Below are 26,213 nucleotides of genomic sequence, written 5' to 3'. Positions count from 1 at the left end.
TCAGAACGCGCCGTCCCGGGAAGCGGCCACCCGTCGGGACGGGGTGTCGCCCTGCCCCGAGGCCGACCACGGGGATGCTTGAAAAAATGAAGATCTTCCTTTGCCGACTTCTTCCGGCGGTACCGGCGTGCCGTCGCTACCTTGAGACGCGATGATCGGACGAATCCCTATCCTGGACATCCACCCGACGGTCGAGTGCGGGCGTTACCCCGCCAAGGCCGCCGCAGGTGAAACCTTCGAGATCTCCGCGACCGTGTTCCGGGAAGGACACGACGCGGTCGCCGCCGGCGTGGTCCTCACCGGCCCGGACGGCGTGCGCGGACCTCTGCTGCCCATGACCGAGCGCTCCCCCGGCACCGACCGGTGGAGCGTGGAGGTGACGCTGCCCGCCGAGGGCGAGTGGACCTTCCGCGTCGAGGCGTGGGGCGACCCCCTGGCCACCTGGCTGCACGACGCGGGCATCAAGATTCCGCGCGGCATGGACGCCGACCTGATGTGCGAGGAGGGTGCCCGGCTGTTCGAGCGCGCGGCCAGGGCGGTGCGGCCCGCCGACTGCCGGCCCGGAGCGGGCCCCTTGACCGGCACCACGGTCGGCACTGCGACCGGAACCGGGGCAGGCACCGGGACGGCCGGTCCGGCGGTGGGCGGCAAGGCCGCCGGGAAGTCCGCCGGCGGCGCGGCCACGCGGGGCAAGGCCGTGCCGGCGCAGGCGTGCGGGCACCGCGCCGCGCTGCTGGAGGTGGCGGCCAGGCTGCGCGACCCGGAGGTCGACCCGCGTGCCCGGTTCGCGGTGGCGCAGCTCCCGGAGACGGTGGCGCTGCTGCGGGCCCACCCGCTGCGGGACCTGCTGACGCGCTCGGCCCGGCGCTCGATCCTGGTCCACCGGCGCCGTGCGCTGTTCGGGTCGTGGTACGAGTTCTTCCCGCGTTCCGAGGGTGCGATCATCGAGCGCGACAGCGTTCCCAAGTCCGGAAATTTCCAGACTGCCGCGAAGCGCCTGCCGGCCATCGCGAAGATGGGCTTCGACGTCGTCTACCTGCCGCCGATCCACCCGATCGGGCACAGCTTCCGCAAGGGCCGCAACAACACTCTGACGCCCGACCCGCACGACCCCGGCTCGCCTTGGGCGATCGGCTCGGAGCAGGGCGGTCACGACGCCATCCACCCCGACCTGGGCACCTTCGAGGACTTCGACGTCTTCGTGGCCAAGGCCCGCGAGCTGGGCATGGAGATCGCCCTCGACCTGGCCCTGCAGTGCGCACCCGACCACCCGTGGGTCAAGGAGCACCCGGAGTGGTTCAACATCCGCGCCGACGGCTCGATCGCGTACGCGGAGAACCCGCCGAAGAAGTACCAGGACATCTATCCGCTCAACTTCGACAAGGACCCGGAGGGGATCTACCAGGAGGTCAAGCGGGTCGTGCGGCACTGGATGGACCACGGCGTGCGGATCTTCCGGGTGGACAACCCGCACACCAAGCCGGTGGCCTTCTGGGAGCGGCTGCTGGCCGACATCAACGCCACCGACCCGGACGTGCTGTTCCTGGCCGAGGCGTTCACCCGGCCGGCGATGATGCGGACGCTGGGCAAGGTCGGCTTCCACCAGTCGTACACCTACTTCACCTGGCGTAACTCCCGCACCGAGGTCGAGGAGTATCTGACCGAGCTCTCCCACGAGACCTCGCACTTCATGCGGCCCAACCTGTTCGTCAACACTCCCGACATCCTTCATGAATACCTACAGCACGGGGGAGTCCCGGCATTCCGTATCAGAGCGGTTCTCGCCGCCCTTTCGATGCCGACCTGGGGTGTGTACTCCGGGTATGAGCTTGCGGAGAATGTACCGGTTCGACCGGGGAGTGAAGAATACCTAGATAGTGAGAAATATCAATACAAACCGCGTGATTGGGTAACTGCCGAGCGAGAAGGCCGCAGTCTCGCCCCCTTCATCACCCAACTCAATTTGTTCCGAAGAGCACACCCGGCGCTCCAGGAACTGCGTAATCTACGGTTCCACAGCGTCGACCATCCGGACATTGTCTGCTTCTCCAAGCGGCTGCCCGGCGCCTACGACACGGCCACACGACGGCACGGCCTGGGCGACGTGGTTCTCGCTGTCGTGAATCTGGATCCGCACAACACGCACGAGGCGACGGTGTCGCTGGACATGCCGGCCCTCGGTCTCGACTGGAACGCCGAGTTCGTCGTGGAGGACGAGCTGTCGGGCGAGTCGTACCGCTGGCGGCAGGCCAACTACGTGCGTCTCGATCCCCACATCCACCCAGCGCACGTCTTCAGTCTGCGTGCCGCGGCGGCGAACCAGCGGTGAGCCGGCCGGGTACGCCATACCGGCAGAACAGCGGGGAGTCCACTGGTGAGTCAGCTAAACGAGCCCATCCCTAACACCTTCGACGAGGAAAAGCCGCGCGATCCGTACTGGTTCAAGCACGCCGTCTTCTACGAGGTCCTCATCCGGGGTTTCGCCGACTCCAACGGCGACGGCACCGGTGACATCCGCGGTCTCATCCAGAAACTCGACTACCTCCAGTGGCTCGGTGTCGACTGTCTCTGGCTGCTGCCCCTGTACGAGTCGCCGCTCCGCGACGGCGGCTACGACATCGCCGACTTCATGAAGATCCTCCCCGAGTTCGGAGATCTCGGGGATTTCGTGAAATTGGTGGATGAAGCGCACAAGCGTGGCATGCGGGTCATCGCCGACCTGGTGATGAACCACACCAGTGACCAGCACCCGTGGTTCCAGGCGTCCCGGCACGACCCGGAGGGCCCGTTCGGCGACTTCTACGTGTGGAACGACAACGACGAGCTCTACAAGGACGCCCGGATCATCTTCATCGACACCGAGACGTCCAACTGGACCTACGACCCCGTCCGGGGGCAGTACTACTGGCACCGCTTCTTCTCCCACCAGCCGGATCTCAACTATGACAATCCGGATGTGCAGGACGCGATGCTGGAGGTGCTGCGGTTCTGGCTGGACCTGGGCATCGACGGGTTCCGGATGGACGCCATCCCCTACCTGTTCGAGCAGGACGGCACCAACTGCGAGAACCTGCCCAAGACCCACGCCTACCTCAAGCGGGTCAGGGCCGAGGTCGACCGGCTCTTCCCCGACCGCGTGCTGCTGGCCGAGGCCAACCAGTGGCCGGCCGACGTGGTCGAGTACTTCGGCGACCCCGCCACCGGGGGCGACGAGTGCCACATGGCGTTCCACTTCCCGCTGATGCCGCGCATCTTCATGGCCGTGCGCCGGGAGTCCCGCTACCCGATATCCGAGATCATGGCCCAGACGCCCAAGATCCCGGAGAACTGCCAGTGGGGCATCTTCCTGCGTAACCACGACGAGCTCACGCTTGAGATGGTGACCGACGACGAGCGCGACTACATGTACTCGGAGTACGCCAAGGACCCCCGGATGCGCGCCAACGTCGGCATCCGGCGGCGGCTGGCTCCGCTGCTGGAGAACGACCGCAACCAGATTGAGCTGTTCACGGCGTTGCTGCTCTCTCTTCCGGGTTCTCCCGTGCTGTACTACGGCGATGAGATCGGCATGGGGGACAACATCTGGCTGGGCGACCGCGACGGCGTGCGCACGCCCATGCAGTGGAGCCCCGACCGCAACGCGGGTTTCTCCGACTGCGACCCCGGGCGTCTCTACCTGCCGATCATCATGGACCCGATCTACGGCTACCAGGCCCTCAACGTGGAGGCCCAGCAGAAGAGCGCCGGGTCGCTGCTGCACTGGACCAAGCGCATGATCGAGATCCGCAAGCGCCACCCGGTCTTCGGCCTCGGAGACTACATCGAGCTCAACTCCTCCAACCCGAGCGTCCTCGCCTTCGTGCGCGAGCTCGGCGACGACCGGATGCTCTGCGTCAACAACCTCTCCCGGTTCCCCCAGCCGGTGGAGCTCGACCTGCGCCGGTTCGAGGGATCGGTTCCGGTGGAGACGATGGGCGGTGTTCCTTTCCCACCAGTTGGCGAGCTTCCGTATCTTTTGACGCTTCCTGGGCATGGGTTCTACTGGTTCACCCTGCCGCCCGCGTCCCAGGAGGCGTAAAGCCGTGTTGACGGAGTTCCTTACCGGCTGGATCAGGCACCAACGATGGTTCGCCGGTAAGGGGCGTCCGATAGACGAGCTCACGATCGACTCCGACGTCGAGCTCGCACCCGGCCTGCGCCACCTGATCATCTCGGTGCGTCAGGCCGGGGCACGCGACCGCTACCAGCTCCTGCTGGGCAGCGACGCCGACGAGTCCGCCCGCTTCAAACCGGCCCACATCGGCGACGGCTACTACGACGCCGCCTACGACGCCTGCCTCACCGGCACCCTGCTGGAGGCGATGGCCGCCGACCGCGACCTCGGCCCGCTCCGCTTCCGTCACCTGGACGGGGTGGAGATCGACACTTCCCTGCGGAGCCTGGTGCTCGGCGCCGAACAGTCCAACACCTCGCTCGTGTACGGCGACACCTACATCTGCAAGCTGTTCCGCCGGCTCATCCCGGGGATCAACCCGGAGCTGGAGATCGTCACGGCCCTGGCCCTGCGGGGCACGCACCACATCGCGCAGCCGTACGGCTGGATCGAGACCGACCTCGACGGTGAGCCCACCACCCTGGCGATGACCCAGGAGTTCCTGTCGAACGCCAGCGACGGCTGGGCCCTGGCGCTGGCCAGCGTCCGCGACCTGTACGCCTCCTTCGAACCCTCCGCCTCCGAGGCGGGCGGCGACTTCAGCGGCGAGTCCTTCCGCCTGGGCAAGGCCACCGCCCAGGTCCACCACGAGCTGGCCGCCGCCTTCCCGACGGAGGTCGTCGAGTCGCAGGAGGTCAAGCGGATGACGGAGGAGTTCCGCCGCCGCCTGGCCAACGCGGTCGCCGAGGTGCCCGAGCTGGGCGAGTACGCCCACGTCGCCGAGGAGGCGTACCAGCGGGTCGCCGACGTGGCCCGGGAGATCCACGTGCAGCGCGTGCACGGCGACTACCACCTCGGCCAGGTGATGCGGACCCCCACCGACTGGGTGATCCTCGACTTCGAGGGCGAGCCGGGCCAGCCCATCGCCGAGCGGCGGGCGCTCGCCTCCCCGCTGCGCGACGTGGCCGGGATGCTCCGCTCCTTCGACTACGCCGCCCGCCACCTGCTGGCCGACCACTCCGACGCCGAGGATCTGCGTCCCCGCGCGGTGGAGTGGGCCGAGCTCAACCGCTCGTCCTTCCTGGCCGGCTACTCCGCCGGCGGCGGCCACCTGCGCGCCGAGGACGCGGTCCTGCTGCGCGCGCTGGAGCTGGACAAGGCCGCCTACGAGGTCGTCTACGAGTCGCGCAACCGCCCGGCCTGGCTGCCCATCCCGATGGCCGCCTTCCAACTGGACCGGTAGCGGCCCGGCACCGCCGGAGCGGGGGCGAAGGCCCCCGCGCGAGCCGCGTATCGACCGGGTCCGACCCGACCAAGAGGTTTAAAGAGACCGGCAAGGTCGCTCCGCCACACTGAGGTCTCGCAGCCAGTCCACTCTCCCCAGTCCTCCGCAAGAGAGGCCGTCGATCGCGCGGGCCGGTCGTACGGAACGATCCCCGCCCGCAACCGTGGAACGGCTGACGACCCCACTCCCATGCGGACCCGTACCCGCGCCTGGGGAGAACTCAGCCCCAGGACCGGGTCCCATCGGCACACCCGTGCCCATACGGCACAGCCTCAGTCTCGGAGATCCCCCTTGGCCTGGTTATTCAGCCGCGCCTTCACGCGGCGGATCGCGCTTCCCGTGCTCGCCGCGGTGGCCGGTTCCCTCATCACACCCCTGCCCGCGGACGCCGCGCCTTCCCCGGCACCGCCGCGGGACGAGAAGGCGGCACGCACCGCACCGGAGACCGAGCTCATCGACCTGGGCTCCCTCAACACCTCGCAGGGCTACCTCGGAAAGATCAACAACAGGGGTCAGGTCGTCGGAAGCGTCATGGACGGCGCGACCCACCACGCCGCCCTGTTCTCCCGCGAATCGTTCACCGACATCGCCGAGGCGTTCGGAGAACCCCTCGGAAGCATCGCGCTGGACGTGAACGACGACGGCACCGTGGTCGGCAACTACACCAACAACAACTACTCCTACCTTTTCAAGGACGGCAAACTCCAGCGCATCACCCCGAACGACGCGATGGCCATCAACAAGCACGGAGAGGTGGCGGGCTACTACTGGCTCCGCGACCCCGACGGAGCCGTGACGAAGATCACCGCGTTCAAGGGCCAGTACATGGAGGCCGCCTCCCTGAACGATCACGGATCGGTCGTCGGCACCGCCGACATGGACCCCGATCCGGAGAAACAGGTGTTCCGTGCCTTTCGCACCAAGCCCGGCGAGCCCCTGAACATCGAAGAGGACCGCCTGGAGTACAGCGGCGGCACCGCGGCCGTCGACGTCAACAACCGGGGTCTGGTCGCGGGCTACGCGACGGATGAGGGCGGCGGGTACGTCCCTGTCATCTGGGACGAGAACGGCGTGCCGCGGATGCTCGCGACCAGGACCGGCGGCATGCTGAACGCCATCAACGAGGCGGGCGTCGCCGTGGGATGGAGCCGCGACGCCAGCGGTAAGCCCTACGCCACCATGTTCGTCGACGGCGTCGAAATCGACCTGAACACGCTGCGTCCGCCGGGCTCGACGGTCACCCTGACGAAGGCCACCGGCATCAACGACCGCAACCAGATCGCCGTCGTCGGCCGGCAGGAGGGGTCGATCACGGATCACGCCTTCCTGCTCGACCTGAGCGGCGGCGGGCCCGTCATCACAGAGCTCACCCTGGAGACGCAGAAGTATCCTTCCGAGAACTGGGTGCCGGTGGGCGATGACGGGGTGATCGAAGGCAACCGGGTCCGTGTGACCGTGTCGGTGAACAACCCGAACCCGTACTCCAGGACCTGGGACCTTCAGCTGTTCGACAAGGTCTCCGGCAGGCGCCTGTCCTACGAGAAGTCCGACATGGTGGTCCCGGGGCAGGAGACCGTCACGAAACGCGTGATCTGGGACACCGACGGTTTCGCCTGGCACGAGGGCCAGGGCCGTTCGGAACGCGCCGTGGTCGTGAAGCTCGCCGTCGGCGACGTCGAGGACGCCACCCGCGAGCAGCCCGTCGTCGTCCGGCCGAAGCCTCTGATCATGGTGCACGGCCTCGCGAGCAACGCGGAGGCGTGGGGCGATTACGGGCCCTACCTGGAGGCTGTGCACCCGCTCCTGGAGGGGTACGCGGTCGGTGACGGGAAGGTCACCGGCGCGATGGACACCGGCGTGAAACTCCTGCCCTTCCTGAGAACCAAGAACTTCGTCGAGAACACCGCCGAGCTGGAGAAGTACGTCAAGAACGTGCGCACCCTCACCGGCGCGTGGCACGTCAACATCCTGGCCAAGGGCATGGGCGGCCTGTTCACCCGTTCCCTCATCCAGGGACGCCTGGAGAAGACACCGAGCCACAAGCCGATGGTGAGCAGACTGCTTCAGGCGGGCACCCCCAACCGGGGGACTCCGCTGGCGGACATGGCCGTGATCGCGGCGACGGCGAATCCCGCCCTCCTGGCCTGGTACCCGTCCATCGAGTACAACACCACGTACTTCGCCGGCAGCTTCAACAGGAACGTCACGGACCTGAGAGGTACGAGGATCTCCAGCCTGGTGGGTGTGGGCAGGTCCGTGCCCTCCCCCGATCTGAGCCATCCCACCCTTGTGGACGGAGACGGCTTCGTTCCGGCGAACAGCGCACGGCACAACTACAAGGACGTCCCCACCACGAAGGCGCATCACGACGAGATACTCATGTCACCGGTGGAGTTCCGCGACTACCTGCTGCCGCGGCTCGCGTCGGACGGCACCTCCGGCGGCGGGGTCTCCCCCCTGGCGGAGGACGCCACCGTGAAGCCCGACACGGACGGCGCGAAGTCCGGCAAGGACGGCGCGAAGTCCGGCGCGGTCACCGCAGCCGCCGGCACCGATGCCGGGGACGGCGAGAACGGCGGAACCGGTGCGGTGTCGGTGTTCGCCACGCCGTCGGCGACGGTGGAGGCGGGCACGACGGCGAGCGTGCCGTTGCAGGTCCCGGCGGCGGCCGTGTTCGGTCTCGTCGGGACACTGCCGGAGACGGTGGGCGTGCTGCTGCGCGACCCGTCCGGCAAGGTGGCCGCCTCCTACACGGCCGGAGACAAGACCGCCAAGCAGACCATCCAGGGGTTGAGCGTCGCCACCCCGCAGGCCGGGGCGTGGAAGGTGGAGATCACCAACACCGGAACGCAGCCGGTCACCGCCGACCTGAGCGCCTGGTTGGCCGGCAACCCGGTCAAGGCGACGGCCACGGCCGAGCAGACCGGTGACGACGGCCGGGTGAAGGTGACCGCGACGGTGACCGACGACGGTGCACCGGTCACCGGGGCAACGGTGAAGGCCACCCTGACCCTGGTGACCAAGGACGCCACCCAGCATGAGCTGACGCTGACCGAGGACGGCGACACCGGTGTCTACACCGCGACGACCGGTGAGGCGCCGGCCGACGGCCTCCACAGCGTGGTGGTCCGGGCCGAGACGGCCAAGGGCCTGCGGACCGCTCAGACCGTCGTGGAGGTCGCCAAGCCGGACCTGCGGGAGTTCACGCTGACCCTGTCGGCACAGCCCGGCGGGTCGGTGTCGGCCTCCCCGGCGCAGGAGAGATACCGTTCCGGCACCAAGGTGACGCTCACCCCCAAGGCCGAGGCCGGACGCGTCCCGCAGGGCTGGGTCGTGGACGGGCAGGAGCGGCCCGGCGGAGGCCCGCTGGAGCTGGTGATGGACGGCGAACACACCGTGGTGGCCCGGTTCGGGTCCTACACGGTGACCGAGCTCGGGGCGCCGCCCGGCGGAGACGCGGCCAAGACCCGGGCGACGGCGATCAACGACCGCGGGCAGGTCGCGGCCACGGCACAGCTGCCCGGCGGCAGGACCCGGGCGGCGCGCTGGGAGAACGGGAAGCTGACCGACCTGGGCACCCTGCCGTGCGCCGACACCTCCTCCCACCCGTGTGCGGCGGTGGCTAGCGGCATCACCGAGACCGGGCGGGTGTCGGGCTGGTCCAGTGTGACCCGCGAGGGCACGCCGGAGAAACACGCCGCGCTGTTCGGCGACGGCACGGTGACCGACCTGCATCCGGCCTCAGGTGCGGCGGGCGTGGACAGCTGGGCGCTGGACGTCAACGACAACGGCCAGACCTTCGGCATGCTGGGCGGCAAGTACGTGCTGTGGGACCAGGGGCCGCCGGTGCAGCTGCCCGCCGAGCCGGCCTTCCACGGTGAGATCGGCACCTACAAACCCGAGTGCTGCAGCCCGCTGGCCTCCCGGATCAACGCCCGCGGTGTGGTGGGCGGCGCGTACGTGACCGAGCGGGGCGTGGACGGCGTCCCCATGTCGTGGGCGCCGGCTACCCACGACGGCGGGACGACCACCAAACTGGCCATGCCCGGCACGCTGCCGCTGCCGGCCGAGCCCGGCGGCGGTGAGCCCGGCACCTGCGTGCCCAACGTCGGGCGGGTGCACGACGTCGCCACCGGCGGGATGCCGGCCGGTGAGGTGCTCTGCGGCCTCCGCAGCGACCCGCACGCGGTCGTCTGGGACGACGGCACACCCACCGTGCTGGGCGTGGGCCGGGCGAGCGCGGTCAACGACCACGGCCTGGTGGCCGGCCACGCCCAGGGATCGTCGCGGTTCGCGGCCTGGAAGCCGGCGCTATGGCTGGCGGGGGTGAAGTACGAGCTGGCCGACCTGCTGCCCCGGCCGATGTGCCCGGAGAAGAAGGAGGACACCACCGAGCCGTGCATGCACCTGACGACGTTGTATGACGTCAACGCGTCCGGGCAGATCGTGGCGCAGGGCTTCGTCCGCGACCGGTCGGCCACGCAGCCCGGGTTCGATCAGCGGGACCGGTCGTTCGTGCTGACCCCGACCACGGCGCGGGCCGACCTGAAGGTCACCCACACCGTGTCGGCCACCGAGCCCGGCCCGGGCTCGACGGTGACCTGGACCGCCACGGTGACCAACACCGGCCCGGACACCGCCACCGACGTGCGCCTGGACGTGCTCATCCCCCAGACCGTCACCGGCGCCGCCTGTGACACCTGGCGGGGCGTCTGCACCGCGGTCAAGGACGGGTTCCGCAACACCACCGCGAAGCTGCCCTCCGGATCGTCGGCCACCGTCGAGATCACCGCGACGTTGCCGGCGGGTCTGGCCGACGGCACCGTGCTGAAGAGCACCGCGAGCACGGCGAGCATCGCGGTGGCCGACCCCGAACCCGGCGACAACACCGCCGAGGTGACCGCCACGGTCCGCCACGCCCTGGACAAGACCGGCGTCAACTGGCCGGACACGGTCCAGGTCGGCGCCAGCAGCTACCCGGTGGAGGTGACGCTGACCAACCGGGGCAACGCTCCGATGCCGATCACGGTCATCGCCACCGAGGGCCCGTTCGGGCAGACCAACGGCTGCCCGCCGGAGCTGGCCGTGGGCAAGGCGTGCACCACACAGGTGACCTTCACCCCGACCCAGGTCGGACCGGCGACCGGCAAGCTGACCTTCACCACCGGGGACGGCACCGCGCCGGCGTACACCGTGGCCCTGACCGGGACCGGAGTCGCGGCCAATGCCAAACCGGTCATCACCCTGCCCGCCGAACCGCTGCGCGGGCAGGTGGGCCGGCCGTTCACGCTGAAGGTCGACTTCACCGACGCCGACACCACCGACACCCACGAAGCCTGGGTGGTCTGGGACGGCGGCATGGAAGACGCATCGGTCATTCAGCGGCCCGGCGGCGGCACCGTCACCGTGACCAAGACCTTCACCGCCCCGGTCCCGGAGGGCCGAGTGATCGTGATGGTGACCGACAGCAAACAGGGCAGCGTCATGCAGCCCATCCCCTATGTCATCACCGAGACCGCGCCCGACACCGCCCCGGTGGTGACCGCCGGCCCGGACGTGGAACTGACCACCGGGGAGAAGCTCCAGCGCACCGTGACCTTCACCGACCCCGGCTCCACGTCCTGGACCGCGACCGTCGACTACGGCGACGGCACCGGGCCGAAACCGGTCACGGTCAGCGGGCAGAACGTCGCCCTGGAACACACCTGGGCCACGGCCGGGAAGTATCCGGTCACGGTGACCGTCCGCGACGACGGCGGCCTGCAGACCAGCGCGGTCTTCTTCGCCACCGTCACCACCGCCCCCACCCCCAACCAGGCCCCCCAGGTCAAGGTCAACGCACGGGAGACCATCGCCGAAGGCACGGTGTGGATCGGTGCGGGCACCTTCTCCGACCCCGACTCCACCTCCTGGACCGCCACCGCCGACTACGGCGACGGCACCGGGACGCATCCGGTGCCGCTGGTGGGCCGCCAGCCGAAGATGGAGCACGCCTTCGCCGACGACGGTGAATACACCGTCACCCTGGCGGTGACCGACGACAAGGGCGCCACCGGCACGGTGCAGGTGAAGGTGAAGGTGACCAACGCGGCGCCGAAGGTGTCGCTCACCGGTTCTCCGGCGGACGTGGTGGTGCCGGTCGGCACCGCGGTCACCCTGGGGGCCACCTTCACCGACCCGGGCACCGCCGACACCCACACCGCGACCTGGTCGGTGGCCGGGCAGACCCTGCCCGGCGTGGTCACCGGCACCGGCGGCAAGGGCACGGTGACCGGCGTGCACACCTTCGCCACCCCCGGCCAGTACGAGGTGGCGGTCACGGTGACCGACGACGACGGCGCCGCCACCACCTCCGACACCCTGGCCGACGGCCGCAAGGTGCGGGTGCTGGTCTACAACCCGCACGGCGCGGTCGTCGGCGCGGGCACGCTGGCCGTCCCCGCCGGGGCGTGCACCCTGAATGCGGCCTGCGCCGGGCCGGGCATGGCCCTCTTCACCCTGAAGGCCCACCACCTCCCCGGCGCTCGACCGGCCGCGACCGGCGAGCACGGCGGCAGGAACGGCGACGAGGACGGCGAGAACGGCGGCGAGGGCGGCAGGGACGCCACGGCGGACAGGACCGCCGCGGGCGGCACGGCCGGTGCCCCCGTCGGGTGGCTGCACTACCGGGCCCCCGGGTTCGAGCTGCGCGAGACCGCCTACACGCTGCTGACCGTGGTGGACGGCACGGCGACCCTGCGCGGCACCGGGAAGGTCACCGGCGCCGGCGCGGTCACCTTCGAGGTCACGGCGACCGACGCCGCCCGGCCGGGCACGCGCACCGACCGGCTCCGGCTCAAGGTGTGGGACGGCAAGGGCGAGCTGGTCTACGACAGCCGGCGCACCGGACCGGCCACACCCGTGATCGGCGTCATCCGCGTCACCGGCTGACCTCCGGCAGGCCCCGGCGGGCCCGCGGGTCCCGGCCCTCCAGGCCGGGCCCCGCGGGCCCGCCCCCCATCCCAAGAGCTCGTCGGTGACGACACCGGCGAGACCACGACCATCGGGATGAAAAACCCACACCTACGGTGGGAACTGCTCCCGACCGGCCCGTCCCTGGTCCGCACCGGTCGGGAGCAGTCGGTCAGGAGCAGTCGGTCGGGAGCAGTTCACGGTCGAGGGCGGGGGAACAGGGCCTGGAGGTGGGGGAACACAGCAGGGCAGGTGACCGCCCGTGGTCACGGGGAGCCGGTCTCCTCGTCCAGGGAGATCCGGAGACCGCTGGCGTAGGCGCCGTCACCACTCCCGGCCTCGCTCTTCGCCGCCTCCGGGACGGAGCCGTCACCACCGAACACCTCGATCGCCCGGAAGTCGAAACCGTCCTGCGGGAAGCGCTCCCAGGTGAAGCGGACGTGCTGCCCCGGCGTGAGAGACCGGTGACCCGCCACGTCAACGATCATGGAGAAGTGGACGAAGACGTCGCCGGGGACGTCGGCGGACCTGAGGGAACCCCATCCCTCGTCGTCGCTCCACGACACCACGACCCCGCTGGTCGTCTCACCGTTCGTCATCGCTCCCCCAAAGCCGTCCCCGGCGGCATCCGGAGGCTGCGGGCACCGTGATGCCCTCACCTGCCCTCATCGTGTCTCCGTACGAGATCATTGAGCTCCAAGCCGGCCGCAAGCAGCCGCCTCTACCCTCGACGGTATGTGGCTGCCGTTCCTGATCCTTGAAATCGCACCGGTTCTGATCATGTACTGGGGGATCAAGGCCTGGCTGCGCACTCAGCGGAACATAGAGGCGTCACGGGGGACGCACGGGTCGCTGGTCTCCCTGAAGAGCTCCCCGAAAAGGACCCATGCCGTGTTGGAGTTCACCACCTCGACCGGCGAAAAGGTGGAGACCCGCTCGGCGCACGTCATGCGCAGGCGCACCGATCCCGGCTCGGCGGTGAAGGTGCGCTACCTGCCGGGGAGCCCCACGACAGCGTGGATCGAGGGCGAAGCGGAGGCGGAGTCGAGGTTCCAACTCCTGTTCTCGCTCATCCTCCCCGTCATGTGGACGGTGATCATGGCCTGGTACGCCTTCTTCGAGTAGCCAGGCCAGGCAGGCACCAGAGGGAGCCGGCGCGGCGGCTCCTCCGTCGCCGTCGCCGCCGCGCTGTCAGAAGTCGAACTCGCCCTTCTTCACCCCGTCGACGAACGCCGCCCACACGCCGGCGCTCACCACGAACGGCGCCTTCTCCGGAGCCTCGGTGTCACGCAGACCCACCCGACCACCGGAAAGCGGGGCGACCTCCAGGCAGTCGCCGCCGTTGGGACCGCTCTTGGCGGCCTTGCGCCAGGCCGCGTTCTTCAACTCATCGCTCAGGTCCACAGCTTCTCCGCCTCTCTGATCAACGCGATGGACGTGTGCCGAGGAAACGCTTCAGGTCGCGGGACACCCCGGCTCTGCCCGGACGCAGAAACGGTGGGACGCGCCGCATCGGGCGGATGGAGAAGCTCTACCATCTGACCGGAGCTTCTCCACCCCCTGAGCCCGCCTCCCGGGTAGGGATCAGAAGTCGAACTCGCCCTTCTTCACCCCGTCGACGAACGCCGCCCACACGCTGGCGCTCACCACGAACGGTGCCTTCTCCGGAGCCTCGGTGTCACGCAGACCCACCCGACCACCGGACAACGGAGCGACCTCCAGGCAGTCGCCTTGGTTCGATGCGCTTCTGGTGGCCTTACGCCAGGCTGCGGCCTTCAGTTCGTCACTCAGGTCCATGACTTCTCTGCCTCTCTGATCAACTCAACCGAGACATGCTGAGGGTGCGCGTCAGCACGGATGGTGTCGTATCTAGTGCAGATGGCCTCGACATCCTCTGACCGACTTGTCACCTGTCCGCAATTAGCAGATTCGATATATACCGTATCTCCGCCCCCCGGAAGCTGCGCGATAGTAAATCCTCCCGAGGTTCCCGTGGTTGCTCCGAGCACCAGAGGGACGATCTGAATGCCGACCCGCGGGGATTCCAGCGTCTCTATAAGGTGTTTGAGCTGGCGACGCATGATCTCCTTGCCACCGATCGGGCGATGCAGGACACCTTCGTCCAACACCACCCGAAGCATCGGTGGCGCATTACGGGCTAAGATCTTCTGTCGCTCCATACGAGCAGAAACAGCTCTTTCAACCTGTTCATCGGATATACCGGGCTCCCCTCGAATCACTACCCGCGCATACTCCTCAGTTTGGAGAAGGCCCGGCACTACGAGCGGCTGCCAGGTGTGCAAGGTGTGCGCCTCCTGCTCGATGTCGAGCCAGCCACGGAACCAACGGGGACTCGCCGCCCGGGTCACCTGTGCCCACAGATGAACTAACTCCCCGCCCGCCTGCAAGGCATCGTCACAGCGTTGCGCGAAGTTGTGACTGGGTGTGCGCTCCCCCCGCTCGATGAAGCCGATCAGGCTCTGACTGAACTGAATGATCTCCGCGAGGCGGTCTTGTGACAGGCCAGCCATTTTTCGATACTTACGTACTTCAGCGCCGAAAACAGTCAGAGGCTTCATAGTTCTGTCCGATCCGGGAGACATGGACATTTCAGCTCCTTCTTTCCGGGACGCCACCCCAGCAGCACAGAAGAGCACAGCATAAATACAAACTGTCTCATCGATGTGCAGAGTCTTTGGGTGCACAACGTAGCCGGGAAAGGGCACCCTGTGAAGGGTCAAGGTAAACAAGATGGCCCTTGGCTGAACGCCCCTCACGCATGCAGAGGGAAGTCCTCTGGAACCATCAAGGAGTCGAATAGATATGTCCGGATAACAACCCTCAAATCGCTAACCAAAGGGCCCGTAAAGCACAGTTTCGACGGGCACTCCCCGCCTCCGCCGATACGGATCTGTCGCCCCTCGGTAAGCCCGGCACACCGGGGCCAAAGTCATCCTCCCGGGACGCCGGCCTGCACCGCCACCCGCTCCTGGAACACCTATCCGGAGCCATCCACCCGGAAGAACCCCGCGCCGAAACCCCACCCGGAGCCGTCTCCGTCCCGTGAACGAAAGCGGGGCTCGTCACGGCACCGCACGCCGTGACAAGCCCCTTGACCGGACACTGGAGGTCCGACCCGATGCACCACCGTAGTGGAAATCCCAGGTCGATGAGGGTGCGTTGGCACGCTAACCGGCCACCGATGCCGCTCGGCTGCCGCTGGTGCGGCCACCCGCCGTACGCGCACGAGGCCGCGAGCCTCCCGCACCGGGCCCACCACGACTGGGAACAGCCCACTCCCAAGCAGGTTCACGCCCGGATGACCGCGCGGCGGCGTCTCGGGCTGTGCAACCGGCCGCCGGTCCCCACACCGGTGCGTCCGCTCCTGCCGCCGGCCTCCCCGGCCGTTCCACCCGCCTTCCCCGTCCTCCCTGTCCTCCCCGGACGGCACCGGCGGCAGGAGCACTCCTCGCCGACGTCCGCCGTGCCGCATCGGCGCGGCGGACCACCGGGCAGCCGGTCCGTCCCGCCCGGTGGACACGAACCGCACCACGGACTCGCGCACGGGCACAAGCCGCACCACGACCCCGTACACGAACCGCATCACGGCCCCGCGCACGGTCACGGGCCGCGCCACGGACACGGAGCCCGCCGTGAAGGCGAGCCGCACCGGGCCGGGGTGACGGCGTGACCGGCCACGGCACCGAGGAACGGCCGGGCGGACAGCCCGGCGGGCGGCACCGGCGGGGCGTTCCCGCGACGTGGGTCCGCCCCCGGCGGTGGGACGCCGCCGAACGGGCAGCCGCCGAGCAGCTCGACCGGCTCGAACCCGGGTGGATCGTCTGGTACGGCCTGGGAACACGACGTTTCCACGCCGTCGCCGCCTGGCCCGCGTCCGAGCCCCTGATCCTCCAGGCCCGCGCCGCCGACGAACTGCGCGCTCTGATGCGCGAGACCGAACGCACCGTACCCCCGCTCCCAGGAGTCCCGATGCCCGAAACCCCGGACCGGCCCGCCGACCCGCGCGTCCCCCGCCGAAACCGGCCCTCCGGCCCGCCCGCCTCCCCGGCACCGCCGCACGACCCATACGACCCGCACGCCCCGCGCGTCGTCTGCTGGGACCTGCCGCACGACCTGTCGATCGTCGGCAAGACCCGCGGTCTGGTGCACGAGACCCTCACCGCCTGGTCGCTGCGGCACCTCGCGGACGACGTGGTCCTGGTCGTCGGAGAACTGCTGGCCAATGCCATCACCCACGGCGGCCCCCCGGTCGGCCTCCGGCTGCGGGCCAGCATGAGCGGTCCCGGCACGAGCGATCCCAGCACGGGTAATCTCAGCGCGAGCGATCCCGGCACGGGCATGGACGAGCTGAGCGTCGAGGTCACCGACCACGGCCCCGGGCGGCCCCGCCGTCTCGACCTGGACCTCGAAGCCGTCCACGGCCGGGGCATGACCATCGTTGAGGCCCTCGCCCACGCCTGCGGCGTCACCCCGCTCCCCCACGGCCCTGGAAAAACCGTCTGGGCCCGCTGGTGGCTGCCTTCTCACGGGGTCTGACCGTCGCCGTCCAAGCACCGAGGATCCCCCCCGGCCCCGCACCACGAACTGCTCGGCGAACAGCTCACGGTGACCTACCGGAGCCGCGACGGCCCGTACGCCATCGCTGTCACCGGATCGCAGGCCCGGGGATCGACCGCGCCAGGGCGTCGAGGATCACGCCGAGCCCGAACTCGAACTCGTCGCCGAAGTCGTAGCCGGGCCGGAGGATGTGCTCGGTCGCCATCTCGACGAGATGGGGGTACTCGTCGGCGGAGAAGTTCTGCATTATCGGCCGGGTGACGCCGGCGGCGCCGTCCGGACCGTGAAAGGGCAGGGCGGCCTCCTGCAACGCGAAGCCGTACACGTAGCTGTCGATCAGGGCGTAGGCGTGGGCGGTCATCTCCACCGAGAAACCCGCCCGACGCAGGACGCCGACGACCGCGTCGTGATGCCGCAGCGTGGCGGGACCGGGGGCGGCCCGCGACTCCAGGAGCCCGAGTGCCCAGGGGTGACGCCGCAGCACGCGGCGGGCCGAGGCCGCGCACCGGCGCATCTCCGACCGCCAGTCGCCGTCGGCCGAGGGCAGGTCGATCTCGCCGAAGACGAGGTCGACGATGCCGTTGAGGATCTCCTCCTTGCCGGCGACGTAGTGGTAGACCGACATCGGCTTGACGCCGAGTTCCCCGGCGAGCGAGCGGATCGTCAACGACCCGACCCCTCCCGCGTCGGCGACCGCGACCGCGGCGCGCAACACCCGTTCCCGGTTGAGCGGAGCGCGCTCCTGAGAACCGCCGCTGACCGTCTTCGACACTTCATCTCCCGGACGATAGCCATTTCGTACTTTGTACGATACCTTCCCGTACTAAGTACGAAGAGGGGTTCGTCATGGCGGAAGGACACCGGCCGTGTCCCGCCACCCCTCGTGCGGGAAGAGGAGCCATGTCAGGAAGAACCATCGGACGGACCGTGGGTGCCCTGTTGCTGCTGGCGTTCGTCGCCTACGGCGGGGGCAACGCCCTGGTCGAGTCCGGCCCGGGCACCGCGGGTGCCCTGTCCGGCGTGCTCGACCACCAGCTGCGGATATCGGCGGGAGCGCTGCTGATGCTGGTCAACTCCGTCGCGGTGGCCGGCATCGGAGTGCTGGTGCTCCCCGTGCTGAAGCCGCGCCACGAGATCTCCGCCTACGCGTACCTGGTCGGCAGGGCGGTCGAGGCCGTGATGCTGGCCGTGGGGGTCGTCCTGCTGCTGCTCGTGGTGCCGCTCGCCCGGGAGCAGGCCGACGGCGGCGCCCCGGCCGCCGTCCTGGAGGCGCTGGGGCAGGTGGCGAAGGAGGGCAACCGCTACAGCTACCAGATCGCCATGATCGCGCTGGGGATCAGCGGCGTGCTGTTCTGCCGCGTCCTGTTGCGCGACCGGCTGGTGCCCGCGTTCATGGCGCTGTGGGGACTGGCCGGCTACGCCGTCTTCCTGATCGGGGCGATCGCCGAGGTCCTCGGCTACGGCATCGGCGTGGCCCTGTCGGTTCCGGGCGGGCTGTTCGAGGTCGCGCTGGGGGTGCTGCTCATCGTGAGGGGGTTTCCCGCGGGGCCGGGCCTCGACCGTGACGGATCTGCCGGTGACGTGTCACCGGCGCTACGATGAGCGGCCCCTGATCACTCAGGGGGTGGTCGCGTGGACGAGGAAGGCTCGCGGTGTCGCTACGCCATTCATGGACGACGGACGACGAACCACTGTGCCTGCCCCCTCCGGGGCCGGGGGATTGGGATCCGGCCCTGCCCATCGAGGAGCTCAACCTCACGGTCCGGTCGTACAACCTCCTCAAACGCGCGGGCATCGACACCTGCGGCGAGCTGACCGCCCGCAGTGAACGGGACCTGCTGGCGATCGAGGGCATCGACTCCGGGAGGGTCGAGGACATCAAGCGGAAACTCGCCGAGCCCGACGTGTGCATGTCCCTGCGGGACGCTCCGCCGGACGGCGTCCGGGAGCACGTCGCCTTCATCGAGCACGGCTCCTCACCGTCCGCCCGTGTGACGACCTCCCCCGCCGACGGCCATCCGTCGGCCACCGCCGGTTGGGACGACTCGGCGCGGCTGTGGGACACGGTCACCGGCCGGCCCGTCGGCGTCTTCCTCCCCGGCCGGGCCCTGTCGGTGGCCTTCCACCCCGAGGGCCGCCTGCTGGCCGCCGCCGGAGACGACCGCACGGTGCGGCTGTGGGACACCGCCACCGGCCTGCCCGTCGGAGCCCCGCTCACCGGCCACACCGACACCGTCTGGTCGGTGGCCTTCCACCCCGAGGGCCGCCTGCTGGCCACCGCGAGCTCGGACGACTCGGCCCAGCTGTGGGACACCGCCACCGGCCTGCCCGCCGGAAGGCCGCTCGCCGGCCACATCAGGTCCGTCTACACGACGGTCTTCCATCCCGAGGGCCATCTGCTGGCCACCGCCGGCTGGGACTACGGGATACGGCTGTGGGAGGTCGCCACCAGCAGACTCATCGCGCTGTTCACCGGCCACACCGGCGCCGTCTGGTCTGCGGCCTTCCATCCGGACGGACACCTGCTGGCCACCGCCGACGGGGACTGGGACTACGGGATACGGCTGTGGGACGTCCCGGCGCCGCGTTCGTGATGCACCTGCGGCAGGGCGTCCGCATTGACGATATAACGCATCGGGTGTATTCACCGTGATCATGAAGAGCGAACCGCGTACCTACGTCGTCACAGGCGCCGCCTCCGGCATCGGTGCCGCCACCGCCGATCTCCTCGCCGCGGGGGGCGACCGGGTGATCCGCTGTGACCTGCGCGACGCCGACGTGCTCGCCGACCTGGGCACGCGGGAAGGCCGCGAGCGGCTGGCCGAAGGCGTCGCCGCCGCCTCCGGCGGCACCGTGCACGGGCTGGTGGCCGTGGCCGGGGTCGGTGACCTGAGCCCGGCCCCCGTACGGGTGAACTTCTTCGGCACCCTAGCCACTCTCGACGCGGTGCGGCCGCTCCTGGCCCGCTCCGACCGGCCCCGGGCCGTCGTCGTCTCCTCGCTGAGCGCCGTCGTCGCGGCAGACGAGAGCCTGGCCGCCGCCTGCCTGTCGCTGGACGAGGAGGCCGCGGCCGAGGCGGCGGCCAAGGTCGTCGCGGCCGGGTACGGCCACACCGTCTACCCGTCGAGCAAGCTGGCGCTCAACCGGTGGCTGCGTAGCGCCGCCGTCAGCCCCGACTGGGCGGGGGCCGGCATCCCGCTCAACGCCGTCGCCCCGGGCGTCGTGGACACCGAGACCGCCAGGAAGTTCGTCTTCGGCGACCCCGCCGCCCGGGAACTGGTGGAGACCATGATGCCGCAGCCGCTGGGCTTCCCCGGCCCCGTGGAGGCCGTCGCCTCGCTGCTCGCCTGGACGGTGAGTCCCGGCAACGCGTTCATGACCGGCCAGATCCTCTACGCCGACGGCGGCGCCGAGGCCCTGCTGCGACCCTAGGGTCCGGACTCCGCCGCTTCCCGGCCGCGGGAGCATCGGCGCCGGAACCGGCGCCGATGCTCAGCAGGAGGCTGCGTCGACGAGCGCCTGGAGCAGGCGCTGGGGGTCCTCGGCCAACCGGTTGCACACGTAGAGCCACCACTCAGTGCCGAAGACGACGTACTCGCGGGTGGGGTGGCCCCGCTCGGCCATCGCGGCGAGGCGGTCGGGACCGAGACCGAGCAGGGTCTCGAACTCCCACGGCGCGTCGTCGCGTCCCTCCCCGCCGAGGTGCTCGTCGATGCGGCGGATCAGCCCCCAGTCGTGGGTGGCGAACGAGCACAGGTGCCCCGCGTCGATCAGCACCTCGGCGTAGCGCAGGTACGCCGCGGGCAGCGCCGCGTCCTCCCGCGCGTAGGCGACGGTCTCCGGCTCCAGGAAGGCGCCCTTGACCAGGCGGATCCGGCCCGGCAGGACGAGGAGCGCCTGCAGGTCCTCCTCGGTGCGGTGCAGCCGCGCCTGGACCGTGACCCCGACGTGGTCGAAGCGCTCGCACAGTCTGCGGTGCGTCGTCAGGATCGCGTCGGTGCGGTCGGAACCCTCCGCGGAGATCATCATTTCCCGCCCGGCGCCGGCGGTGGCCTGGGCGATCCGGACGGCGTTCTCCAGCGCGAGGTCCTCGTCGATCGCAAGACCGATGTGCGACAGGTCGAGGGAGAGCGAGCACCCCGGCGGGAGCCGGTGGGCGGCGTCGACGAACACGTCCGTCTCCGTCATGGCCAGCCGCGGGTCGCGGCAGCTCTCCCCCATGTATTCGGCGTTCGCCCGGTGTCCGGCAGCGATGATCTCCGCCACCCGCTCCAGTGCGTCGGTGAGGTTTTCGCCGGCCACGAAGCGCCGGGCCACCCGCCGGGCGATGGGGCCGAGCACCGGGTCCGCGGGCACCCGCCACTTGAGGTCCTCGTCGAGCGCGAGCCTACGCAGGACCTGGGCCGCCTGCGTGGACACGTCCTCGGTACCGGTGAAGGAATTGCTCGTCATGGTGTGCCTAGCTGTCGAAGGTGAAGCGATCAGGGGCCGGCCGTGCCGGCCCGCCGGGAAACCGGTGATCCGGTAAGAGGCCATCGGCCTACGGCGCCAGCCTTTCAGACGCCCATCTGCCGTGAAAGTGGCAGAAATGCCTATTAAGCTGAAATTCCTGCCAGTACCTCGCGCCACGCCCGTCCCCGTGCAAGGAGAAGCCCCATGCTGCGCAACGTCGCCGTCCTCGCCCTCGACGGCGGGCACGCGTTCGAGCTCGGCGTGTTCTGCGAGATCTTCGGGATCGACCGCGGCGACGACGGCCTGCCCGTCTACGACTTCGCGGTCGTCTCCCCCACGGGAGAGACGAGCGTGCCCACCAGGCACGGCTTCCACGTCCAGACCCCGCACGGGCTGGAGCGGCTGGAGGCCGCGGACCTCATCGGCGTCCCGGCGGCGGACCCGGACAAGCGGTACCCGGAGGAACTGTTCGCCGCACTCCGGGCCGCGGCGGAGCGTGGCGCCCGGGTGCTCAGCATCTGTTCCGGCGCCTTCCTGCTCGGCGAGGCCGGCCTGCTGGACGGGCGCCGCTGCACCACGCACTGGCGCTACGGCACGGAACTCGCCCGCCGCTACCCGCGGGCCCAGGTGGAACTGGACGTCCTCTACGTCGACGAGGACCCGGTCATCACCGGCGCCGGGACCGCCGCCGGAATCGACACCTGCCTGCACCTGGTGCGCAAGGAACAGGGAAGCACCGTCGCCAACGACATCGCCCGGCGCATGGTGGCGCCCCCGTACCGGGACGGGGGCCAGACCCAGTACATCAAGCGACCCGAGCGGGAGCCGGGTGCCGGCCCCCTCGCGTCGCTGCTGACCTGGTTGCAGGCCAACCTGCACGAGGAGCTGTCCGTGGAGGGCATGGCCCGGCAGGCCCACATGTCACCACGTACCTTCGCCCGCCGCTTCCAGCGGGAGGTCGGCACCACCCCGCTCCAGTGGCTCACCGACCAGCGCGTCCAGCTGGCCCAGCGGCATCTCGAGAACACCGACGAACCGGTCGCCGTCATCGCCGAACGGTCCGGGTTCGGTTCGGTCGCCACGCTGCGCCACCACTTCACCCGGCGCCTGGGCACCACGCCGCACACCTACCGGCGCACCTTCCGCGGCCGGCACGCGGGCTCGGGCCAGGGCCGCATGTTCCGGTGACGGCGCCGCGGCCACCCCGTACCACCCGGTGCCGGCCCGATCCAGAGCCCGGGTGAGGGCCCGAAGGCCCGGCGGTCACGCGGCGACCGGGACCCAGGCGCGCAGGCGGGTCCCCCCGCCGGGCTCGGAGGAGACGTCGAGGCCGCCGCCGAGGGCGGTCAGCCGGTCGGCCAGCGGCCCCAGGCCACGGCGGGCGGTCACCGCCGGGTCGAAACCCCTGCCGTCGTCCGACACCTCGGCCCGCAGCCGCCCGGTCCCCTCGGCCAGCCGCACCTCGATCCGGGAGGCCCCGGCGTGCTTGAGCGCGTTGGCGACGGCCTCGCTGACCGTGAAGTACACCGCTCCCTCGATCTCGTCACGGAAGCGCCGCGCGCGGAGCCCGGGATCGACGGCCACGGTCGTGGCCACCGGGAGCCGCGAGCAGCGCTCCTCGATCGCCTCGGCCAGCCCGCCCTGACTGAGCACGGAGGGGTGGATACCCGCCGCGAGCTCCCGCAGGTCGGTGAGGGTCTGCCGGGCCTGCTCGCGCAGCAGCGCCAGGCTGTCGGGCCCGCCGCCGGTGGCGCGGGCCAGCTCCAGGCCCGCGATCAGCGCGACGAGCTGCTGCTGGACGCCGTCGTGGATGTTGCGTTCGATCCGGCGCCGCTCGGCCTCCTGCGCGTTGACCAGCCGCCCGGCCAGGGCCGCGCTCTGGATCGCCAGCCCGATCGGCACCGCGAACGAGCTGAGCAGCCTGCGGTCCTCGGCGGTGAGCCGCCCGGCGGTGCGGGGGCCGCACACGATGCTCCCCGGCCCGGCCGGGACGGTGAGCACGGCCTCCCCCTCCTCCTTGCCGGCCACCACCCGGGTGCCGTCCGTGAGCTCGACCGCCGCCCACCGGATCTCCAGGCTCGCGCGCACCGCCTCGGCGAGACGGCCCAGCTGCTCCACCGGCTCGGCCTCCTCCAGCGCCGGGCCGAGCTCGGTCAGCAGCTCGTCCACGGTCGGACGCAGGTCGAAGACGAGGAAGAACCGCGAACCCCGGATCCCCACCCGGAGGTCGAGGAGGTTGTGCCGGAACACCGCCGCCGCGATCACCGCGGGCAGCGCGGCCATCTGGGTGACCAGGATGACCAGCGTCACCGTCCCCTGCGCGGGAACCTCGAAGAACGTCAGCGTCACGAACCCGCTCAGCGTGACCACCGAGCCGGCGATCATCCAGCGCAGCAGGCGACGCTCGGCGGGGGTGCCGCGTCGCCAGCGCAGAACGAGGGAGACCAGCACGGCCAGCGCGACCAGGAAGGTCGTCGTCTGACCGAGCCCGCCGGCGGCCGCGGCCAGCAGACCGGCCGTGCCGTCGAACCCCAGGGGGTTGCCGCGCTGGAAGACCGGCAGGTAGACCTGGTCGGGCGACAGCAGGATGCCCAGCCACCAGACGGCGATCCCCGCGGCGGCGACCCGCGCACCGGTGCGCCAGCGCCGCGAGGGCAGCCGGCCGTCGGGGAAGAGCAGCGGGACGAAGACCCAGCTCAGCCCGTAGAAAACGTGGAACAGCGAGGCCAGCAGGGCCGCGACGACCGCCGGCGGGCCCTGGACCGCGGCCGACAGCAGGGCACCCGCGCCGAGGCCGCCCATCCCCAGGCAGAGGGCGGTGACCAGCAGCAGCCAGCCGTAGGGGTTGTCCGGGCGCCGGGCGGCGATGAGCCAGCCGACCGCGGGCAGCGCCAGGCACATCCCGATGAACAGCCACTGGGTGAAGGGCACGGGCAGGCCGGTCTCCAGCAGCGAGCCCGTGACGATCCCGGCCGCGGCCACGCCGGCGATCGATGCGGCCAGTACGCCGGCCCTGGCCGTTGAGGTCATGAACGGCAGGGTGACCTGCTCCGCCTCCCGCTGTCCATGAGGTTGTCCGCACACCGGGTGCAGTTTGCCGCACCCCGTGGAACGGAGGACGGCCGGGTGGTCCGGCACGGAGCCGGCGCCTAGTTTCGGATCAAGGCCGCCGGACGGGTGGCCGGTCGCCAGGACCGCCGGAACGCCACCCAGCCGGGTGAGAGCGCCGGGCCGGGCGACCGGAGCCACCGGACGGCCGGTCGATTCAGTGAGGTCGCCGCAGGGCGGCCGGTCCCCCGGATTCTCCGGATCCCCTTTCCCGAAGGAGAACATCATGCGGTTGCCGTTCCGGTCGAAGCGTCTGCTCGCCCTCGCCCTGGCGGCGGCGGCCGTCCCCGCGATGGCGCTGCCCGCGGCGGCCCTCACCGCCCCGGCCACGGCCTCCGCCGGGGCCTCCACCGGGGTCTCCACCGGGGTCTCCGCCACGGGGGCGGAGGTCTCGGCCGCGCCGGAGATCCCGGACAGCCCCGCCGGGCGGCAGCTGCGCTGGTTCCTGGAGGCCCTGTCGCGAGCCCCGATCGCGGAGAGCGAGCTGCGCGAGCACTTCAACGCCGCCTACCTCGCGTCGGTGACGCCCCAGGGGTTCAACGACTTCCTGAAGCAGGCGGCCGGGTTCCGTCTGGCGACGTTCACCAAGGTGACGCCCACCGCGCTGGCCGGCACCGGAAAGCTCGCCGGGGAGACCTTCACCTTCCGGATCGGCGTGGACAAGAAGGGGAAGATCGAGCTGCTCCTGGTCGCACCCCCCGAGCCGAAGATCCCGGCCGCGCCGAAGAGCTGGAAGGAGCTCGACGCCCGGCTGCGCAGGGTGGCACCCAACGTGGGCTTCCTGGCCGCCGAGATCGACGCGGACGGCCGGTGCAGGGTGGCGCACGCGGTCGCGCCGGACAAGGTCCAGCCGCTGGGCTCGATCTTCAAGGTCTACGTGCTGGGTGCCGTGGCCGAGAAGATCCGCGCCGGTGAGCTGAGCTGGGACACCGAGCTCACGATCAAGCCGGAGTGGCGGAGCGCGGGTGAGGGCGGGCTGAACAACCAGCCCGACGACAGCACCACCACGGTCCGCGAGGCGGCCCGGCTGATGATCTCCATCAGCGACAACACCGCCACCGACCTGCTGATCCACACCGTCGGCCGCGAGGCCGTGGAGACCACGATGCGCCGCTGGTCCAAGCACGCGAACCTGAACATCCCCTTCCTCACCACCAAGGAGCTGTTCCTGCTCAAGGGCGTGAACCACCCCCAGCAGGCCCGGACCTACGCGGGCCTCGACGTCGCCGGCAAGCGTGTGTACCTGGAGGAGACCGTCGCCAAGCAGGAGCTGAAGGACATCAAGCCCTGGGACAGGCCCCGCGAGATCGGCACGGTGGAGTGGTTCGGCTCGCCGCGCGACGTCTGCCGCGCCTACGCCGGGCTGGCCGAGCTGAACGGCAAGCAGGTCGCCGACGCCATGTCGGTCAACGACCTGGGCCTCGGCCTGAACCGCAGGAAGTGGCCGACGGTGTGGGCCAAGGGCGGCTCCGAGCTCGGCGTCCTGGACATGTCGTTCTTCGCCCGCTCCGCCAAGGGGAAGACGTACCTGGTCACCGTGCTGACGAACGACCCCGCCAAGCCGCTCGACGAGTCGAAGGTCGCCCCCGAGCTGATCTCGCTGAGCCGGGGCGGGTTCAAGCTGGCCGCCGGGAAGTAGGGCGTCCCTCTCCGGGAGGCGCGTCCCGCATCGGGACGCGCCTCCCG

Annotated in this window: 18 protein-coding genes; 11 read left to right on the top strand and 7 right to left on the bottom strand. The window is 70.3% G+C overall.

Annotation, left to right across the window (positions count from 1 at the left end):
- Positions 1-151 precede the first annotated feature (151 nt).
- The 4 genes from F4562_RS22125 to F4562_RS35920 all read left to right on the top strand — a co-directional run bounded on the left by F4562_RS22125 (position 152) and on the right by F4562_RS35920 (position 12,368).
- Entirely contained in the window at positions 152-2,329 is a 2,178-nt protein-coding gene (locus tag F4562_RS22125; RefSeq protein ID WP_184545838.1) for an alpha-1,4-glucan--maltose-1-phosphate maltosyltransferase, read from the top strand.
- Between the two features lie 45 nt (positions 2,330-2,374).
- Positions 2,375-4,078, top strand: coding sequence for a maltose alpha-D-glucosyltransferase (gene treS / locus F4562_RS22120; protein WP_184545839.1), 1,704 nt, complete (start codon positions 2,375-2,377; stop codon positions 4,076-4,078).
- Between the two features lie 4 nt (positions 4,079-4,082).
- Positions 4,083-5,396, top strand: coding sequence for a maltokinase N-terminal cap-like domain-containing protein (locus F4562_RS22115; RefSeq protein WP_184545841.1), 1,314 nt, complete (start codon positions 4,083-4,085; stop codon positions 5,394-5,396).
- A gap of 333 nt (positions 5,397-5,729) precedes the next feature.
- Positions 5,730-12,368 (top strand): PKD domain-containing protein, encoded by a 6,639-nt coding sequence (locus tag F4562_RS35920; protein WP_184545843.1) that lies wholly within the window; start codon positions 5,730-5,732, stop codon positions 12,366-12,368.
- Between the two features lie 287 nt (positions 12,369-12,655).
- Here F4562_RS35920 and F4562_RS22105 read toward each other — a convergent pair whose 3' ends face one another.
- Positions 12,656-12,988 (bottom strand): cold-shock protein, encoded by a 333-nt coding sequence (locus F4562_RS22105; protein WP_184545845.1) that lies wholly within the window; start codon positions 12,986-12,988, stop codon positions 12,656-12,658.
- A gap of 136 nt (positions 12,989-13,124) precedes the next feature.
- Between F4562_RS22105 and F4562_RS22100 the strand changes: the two genes are divergently transcribed.
- Entirely contained in the window at positions 13,125-13,514 is a 390-nt protein-coding gene (locus F4562_RS22100; RefSeq protein ID WP_184545847.1) for a DUF3592 domain-containing protein, read from the top strand.
- 66 nt (positions 13,515-13,580) lie between these two features.
- Here F4562_RS22100 and F4562_RS22095 read toward each other — a convergent pair whose 3' ends face one another.
- The 3 genes from F4562_RS22095 to F4562_RS22085 form a co-directional block, all read right to left on the bottom strand.
- Positions 13,581-13,793, bottom strand: coding sequence for a DUF397 domain-containing protein (locus tag F4562_RS22095; protein WP_184545848.1), 213 nt, complete (start codon positions 13,791-13,793; stop codon positions 13,581-13,583).
- Between the two features lie 180 nt (positions 13,794-13,973).
- Positions 13,974-14,186, bottom strand: a complete 213-nt coding sequence (locus F4562_RS22090; RefSeq protein ID WP_184545850.1) for a DUF397 domain-containing protein — start codon at positions 14,184-14,186, stop codon at positions 13,974-13,976.
- Positions 14,177-14,998, bottom strand: coding sequence for a helix-turn-helix domain-containing protein (locus F4562_RS22085; RefSeq protein ID WP_184545852.1), 822 nt, complete (start codon positions 14,996-14,998; stop codon positions 14,177-14,179). Before F4562_RS22085 ends, F4562_RS22090 begins: the two co-directional genes overlap by 10 nt.
- 1,078 nt (positions 14,999-16,076) lie before the next feature.
- On the opposite strand from F4562_RS22085, the gene F4562_RS22080 reads away from it, so the two are divergent.
- Positions 16,077-16,946: an ATP-binding protein gene (locus F4562_RS22080; RefSeq protein WP_184545854.1), complete on the top strand. Its 870-nt coding sequence runs from the start codon at positions 16,077-16,079 to the stop codon at positions 16,944-16,946.
- A 109-nt stretch (positions 16,947-17,055) separates the two neighbouring features.
- Here F4562_RS22080 and F4562_RS22075 read toward each other — a convergent pair whose 3' ends face one another.
- Positions 17,056-17,739 carry a TetR/AcrR family transcriptional regulator gene (locus tag F4562_RS22075; RefSeq protein WP_311734198.1) on the bottom strand — a complete coding sequence of 228 codons (684 nt, stop codon included), beginning with the start codon at positions 17,737-17,739 and terminating at the stop codon, positions 17,056-17,058.
- Between the two features lie 128 nt (positions 17,740-17,867).
- Here F4562_RS22075 and F4562_RS22070 point away from each other — a divergent pair, with 128 nt between their 5' ends.
- From F4562_RS22070 to F4562_RS22060, 3 genes are all read left to right on the top strand, one after another.
- A complete protein-coding gene (locus tag F4562_RS22070) occupies positions 17,868-18,569 on the top strand; it encodes a DUF4386 domain-containing protein (protein WP_184545856.1) in 702 nt (233 codons plus the stop codon).
- 50 nt (positions 18,570-18,619) lie between these two features.
- Complete coding sequence (locus tag F4562_RS22065) at positions 18,620-19,561, top strand: DNA-directed RNA polymerase subunit alpha C-terminal domain-containing protein (protein WP_184545858.1); 942 nt, start codon at positions 18,620-18,622, stop codon at positions 19,559-19,561.
- Between the two features lie 61 nt (positions 19,562-19,622).
- Positions 19,623-20,399: an SDR family oxidoreductase gene (locus F4562_RS22060; RefSeq protein WP_184545860.1), complete on the top strand. Its 777-nt coding sequence runs from the start codon at positions 19,623-19,625 to the stop codon at positions 20,397-20,399.
- A 60-nt stretch (positions 20,400-20,459) separates the two neighbouring features.
- On the opposite strand, the gene F4562_RS22055 is transcribed toward F4562_RS22060, so the two are convergent.
- Positions 20,460-21,419 carry a proline dehydrogenase family protein gene (locus F4562_RS22055; RefSeq protein ID WP_184545862.1) on the bottom strand — a complete coding sequence of 320 codons (960 nt, stop codon included), beginning with the start codon at positions 21,417-21,419 and terminating at the stop codon, positions 20,460-20,462.
- Between the two features lie 204 nt (positions 21,420-21,623).
- On the opposite strand from F4562_RS22055, the gene F4562_RS22050 reads away from it, so the two are divergent.
- Positions 21,624-22,607, top strand: coding sequence for a GlxA family transcriptional regulator (locus F4562_RS22050; protein WP_184545864.1), 984 nt, complete (start codon positions 21,624-21,626; stop codon positions 22,605-22,607).
- Positions 22,608-22,682: 75 nt separating this feature from the next.
- Here F4562_RS22050 and F4562_RS22045 read toward each other — a convergent pair whose 3' ends face one another.
- Complete coding sequence (locus F4562_RS22045) at positions 22,683-24,449, bottom strand: sensor histidine kinase (protein WP_184545866.1); 1,767 nt, start codon at positions 24,447-24,449, stop codon at positions 22,683-22,685.
- A 304-nt stretch (positions 24,450-24,753) separates the two neighbouring features.
- Here F4562_RS22045 and F4562_RS22040 point away from each other — a divergent pair, with 304 nt between their 5' ends.
- A complete protein-coding gene (locus F4562_RS22040) occupies positions 24,754-26,166 on the top strand; it encodes a serine hydrolase (RefSeq protein WP_184545868.1) in 1,413 nt (470 codons plus the stop codon).
- Positions 26,167-26,213: the final 47 nt, after the last annotated feature.

The sequence above is a fragment of the Streptosporangium becharense genome, from assembly GCF_014204985.1.
Lineage (GTDB): Bacteria > Actinomycetota > Actinomycetes > Streptosporangiales > Streptosporangiaceae > Streptosporangium > Streptosporangium becharense.
Note: the sequence above shows the minus strand (reverse complement) of the source record. Positions and strands in the feature narration are given on the sequence as shown.

Bases quoted from the DNA above. Each gene is read 5' to 3' on its own strand.
- F4562_RS22125 (WP_184545838.1), top strand. From the start codon at position 152: ATGATCGGACGAATCCCTATCCTGGACATCCACCCGACGGTCGAGTGC.
- F4562_RS22105 (WP_184545845.1), bottom strand. From the start codon at position 12,988: ATGACGAACGGTGAGACGACCAGCGGGGTCGTGGTGTCGTGGAGCGAC.
- F4562_RS22100 (WP_184545847.1), top strand. From the start codon at position 13,125: ATGTGGCTGCCGTTCCTGATCCTTGAAATCGCACCGGTTCTGATCATG.
- F4562_RS22090 (WP_184545850.1), bottom strand. From the start codon at position 14,186: ATGGACCTGAGTGACGAACTGAAGGCCGCAGCCTGGCGTAAGGCCACC.
- F4562_RS22085 (WP_184545852.1), bottom strand. From the start codon at position 14,998: ATGTCCATGTCTCCCGGATCGGACAGAACTATGAAGCCTCTGACTGTT.
- F4562_RS22070 (WP_184545856.1), top strand. From the start codon at position 17,868: ATGTCAGGAAGAACCATCGGACGGACCGTGGGTGCCCTGTTGCTGCTG.
- F4562_RS22060 (WP_184545860.1), top strand. From the start codon at position 19,623: ATGAAGAGCGAACCGCGTACCTACGTCGTCACAGGCGCCGCCTCCGGC.
- F4562_RS22055 (WP_184545862.1), bottom strand. From the start codon at position 21,419: ATGACGAGCAATTCCTTCACCGGTACCGAGGACGTGTCCACGCAGGCG.
- F4562_RS22050 (WP_184545864.1), top strand. From the start codon at position 21,624: ATGCTGCGCAACGTCGCCGTCCTCGCCCTCGACGGCGGGCACGCGTTC.
- F4562_RS22045 (WP_184545866.1), bottom strand. From the start codon at position 24,449: ATGACCTCAACGGCCAGGGCCGGCGTACTGGCCGCATCGATCGCCGGC.
- F4562_RS22040 (WP_184545868.1), top strand. From the start codon at position 24,754: ATGCGGTTGCCGTTCCGGTCGAAGCGTCTGCTCGCCCTCGCCCTGGCG.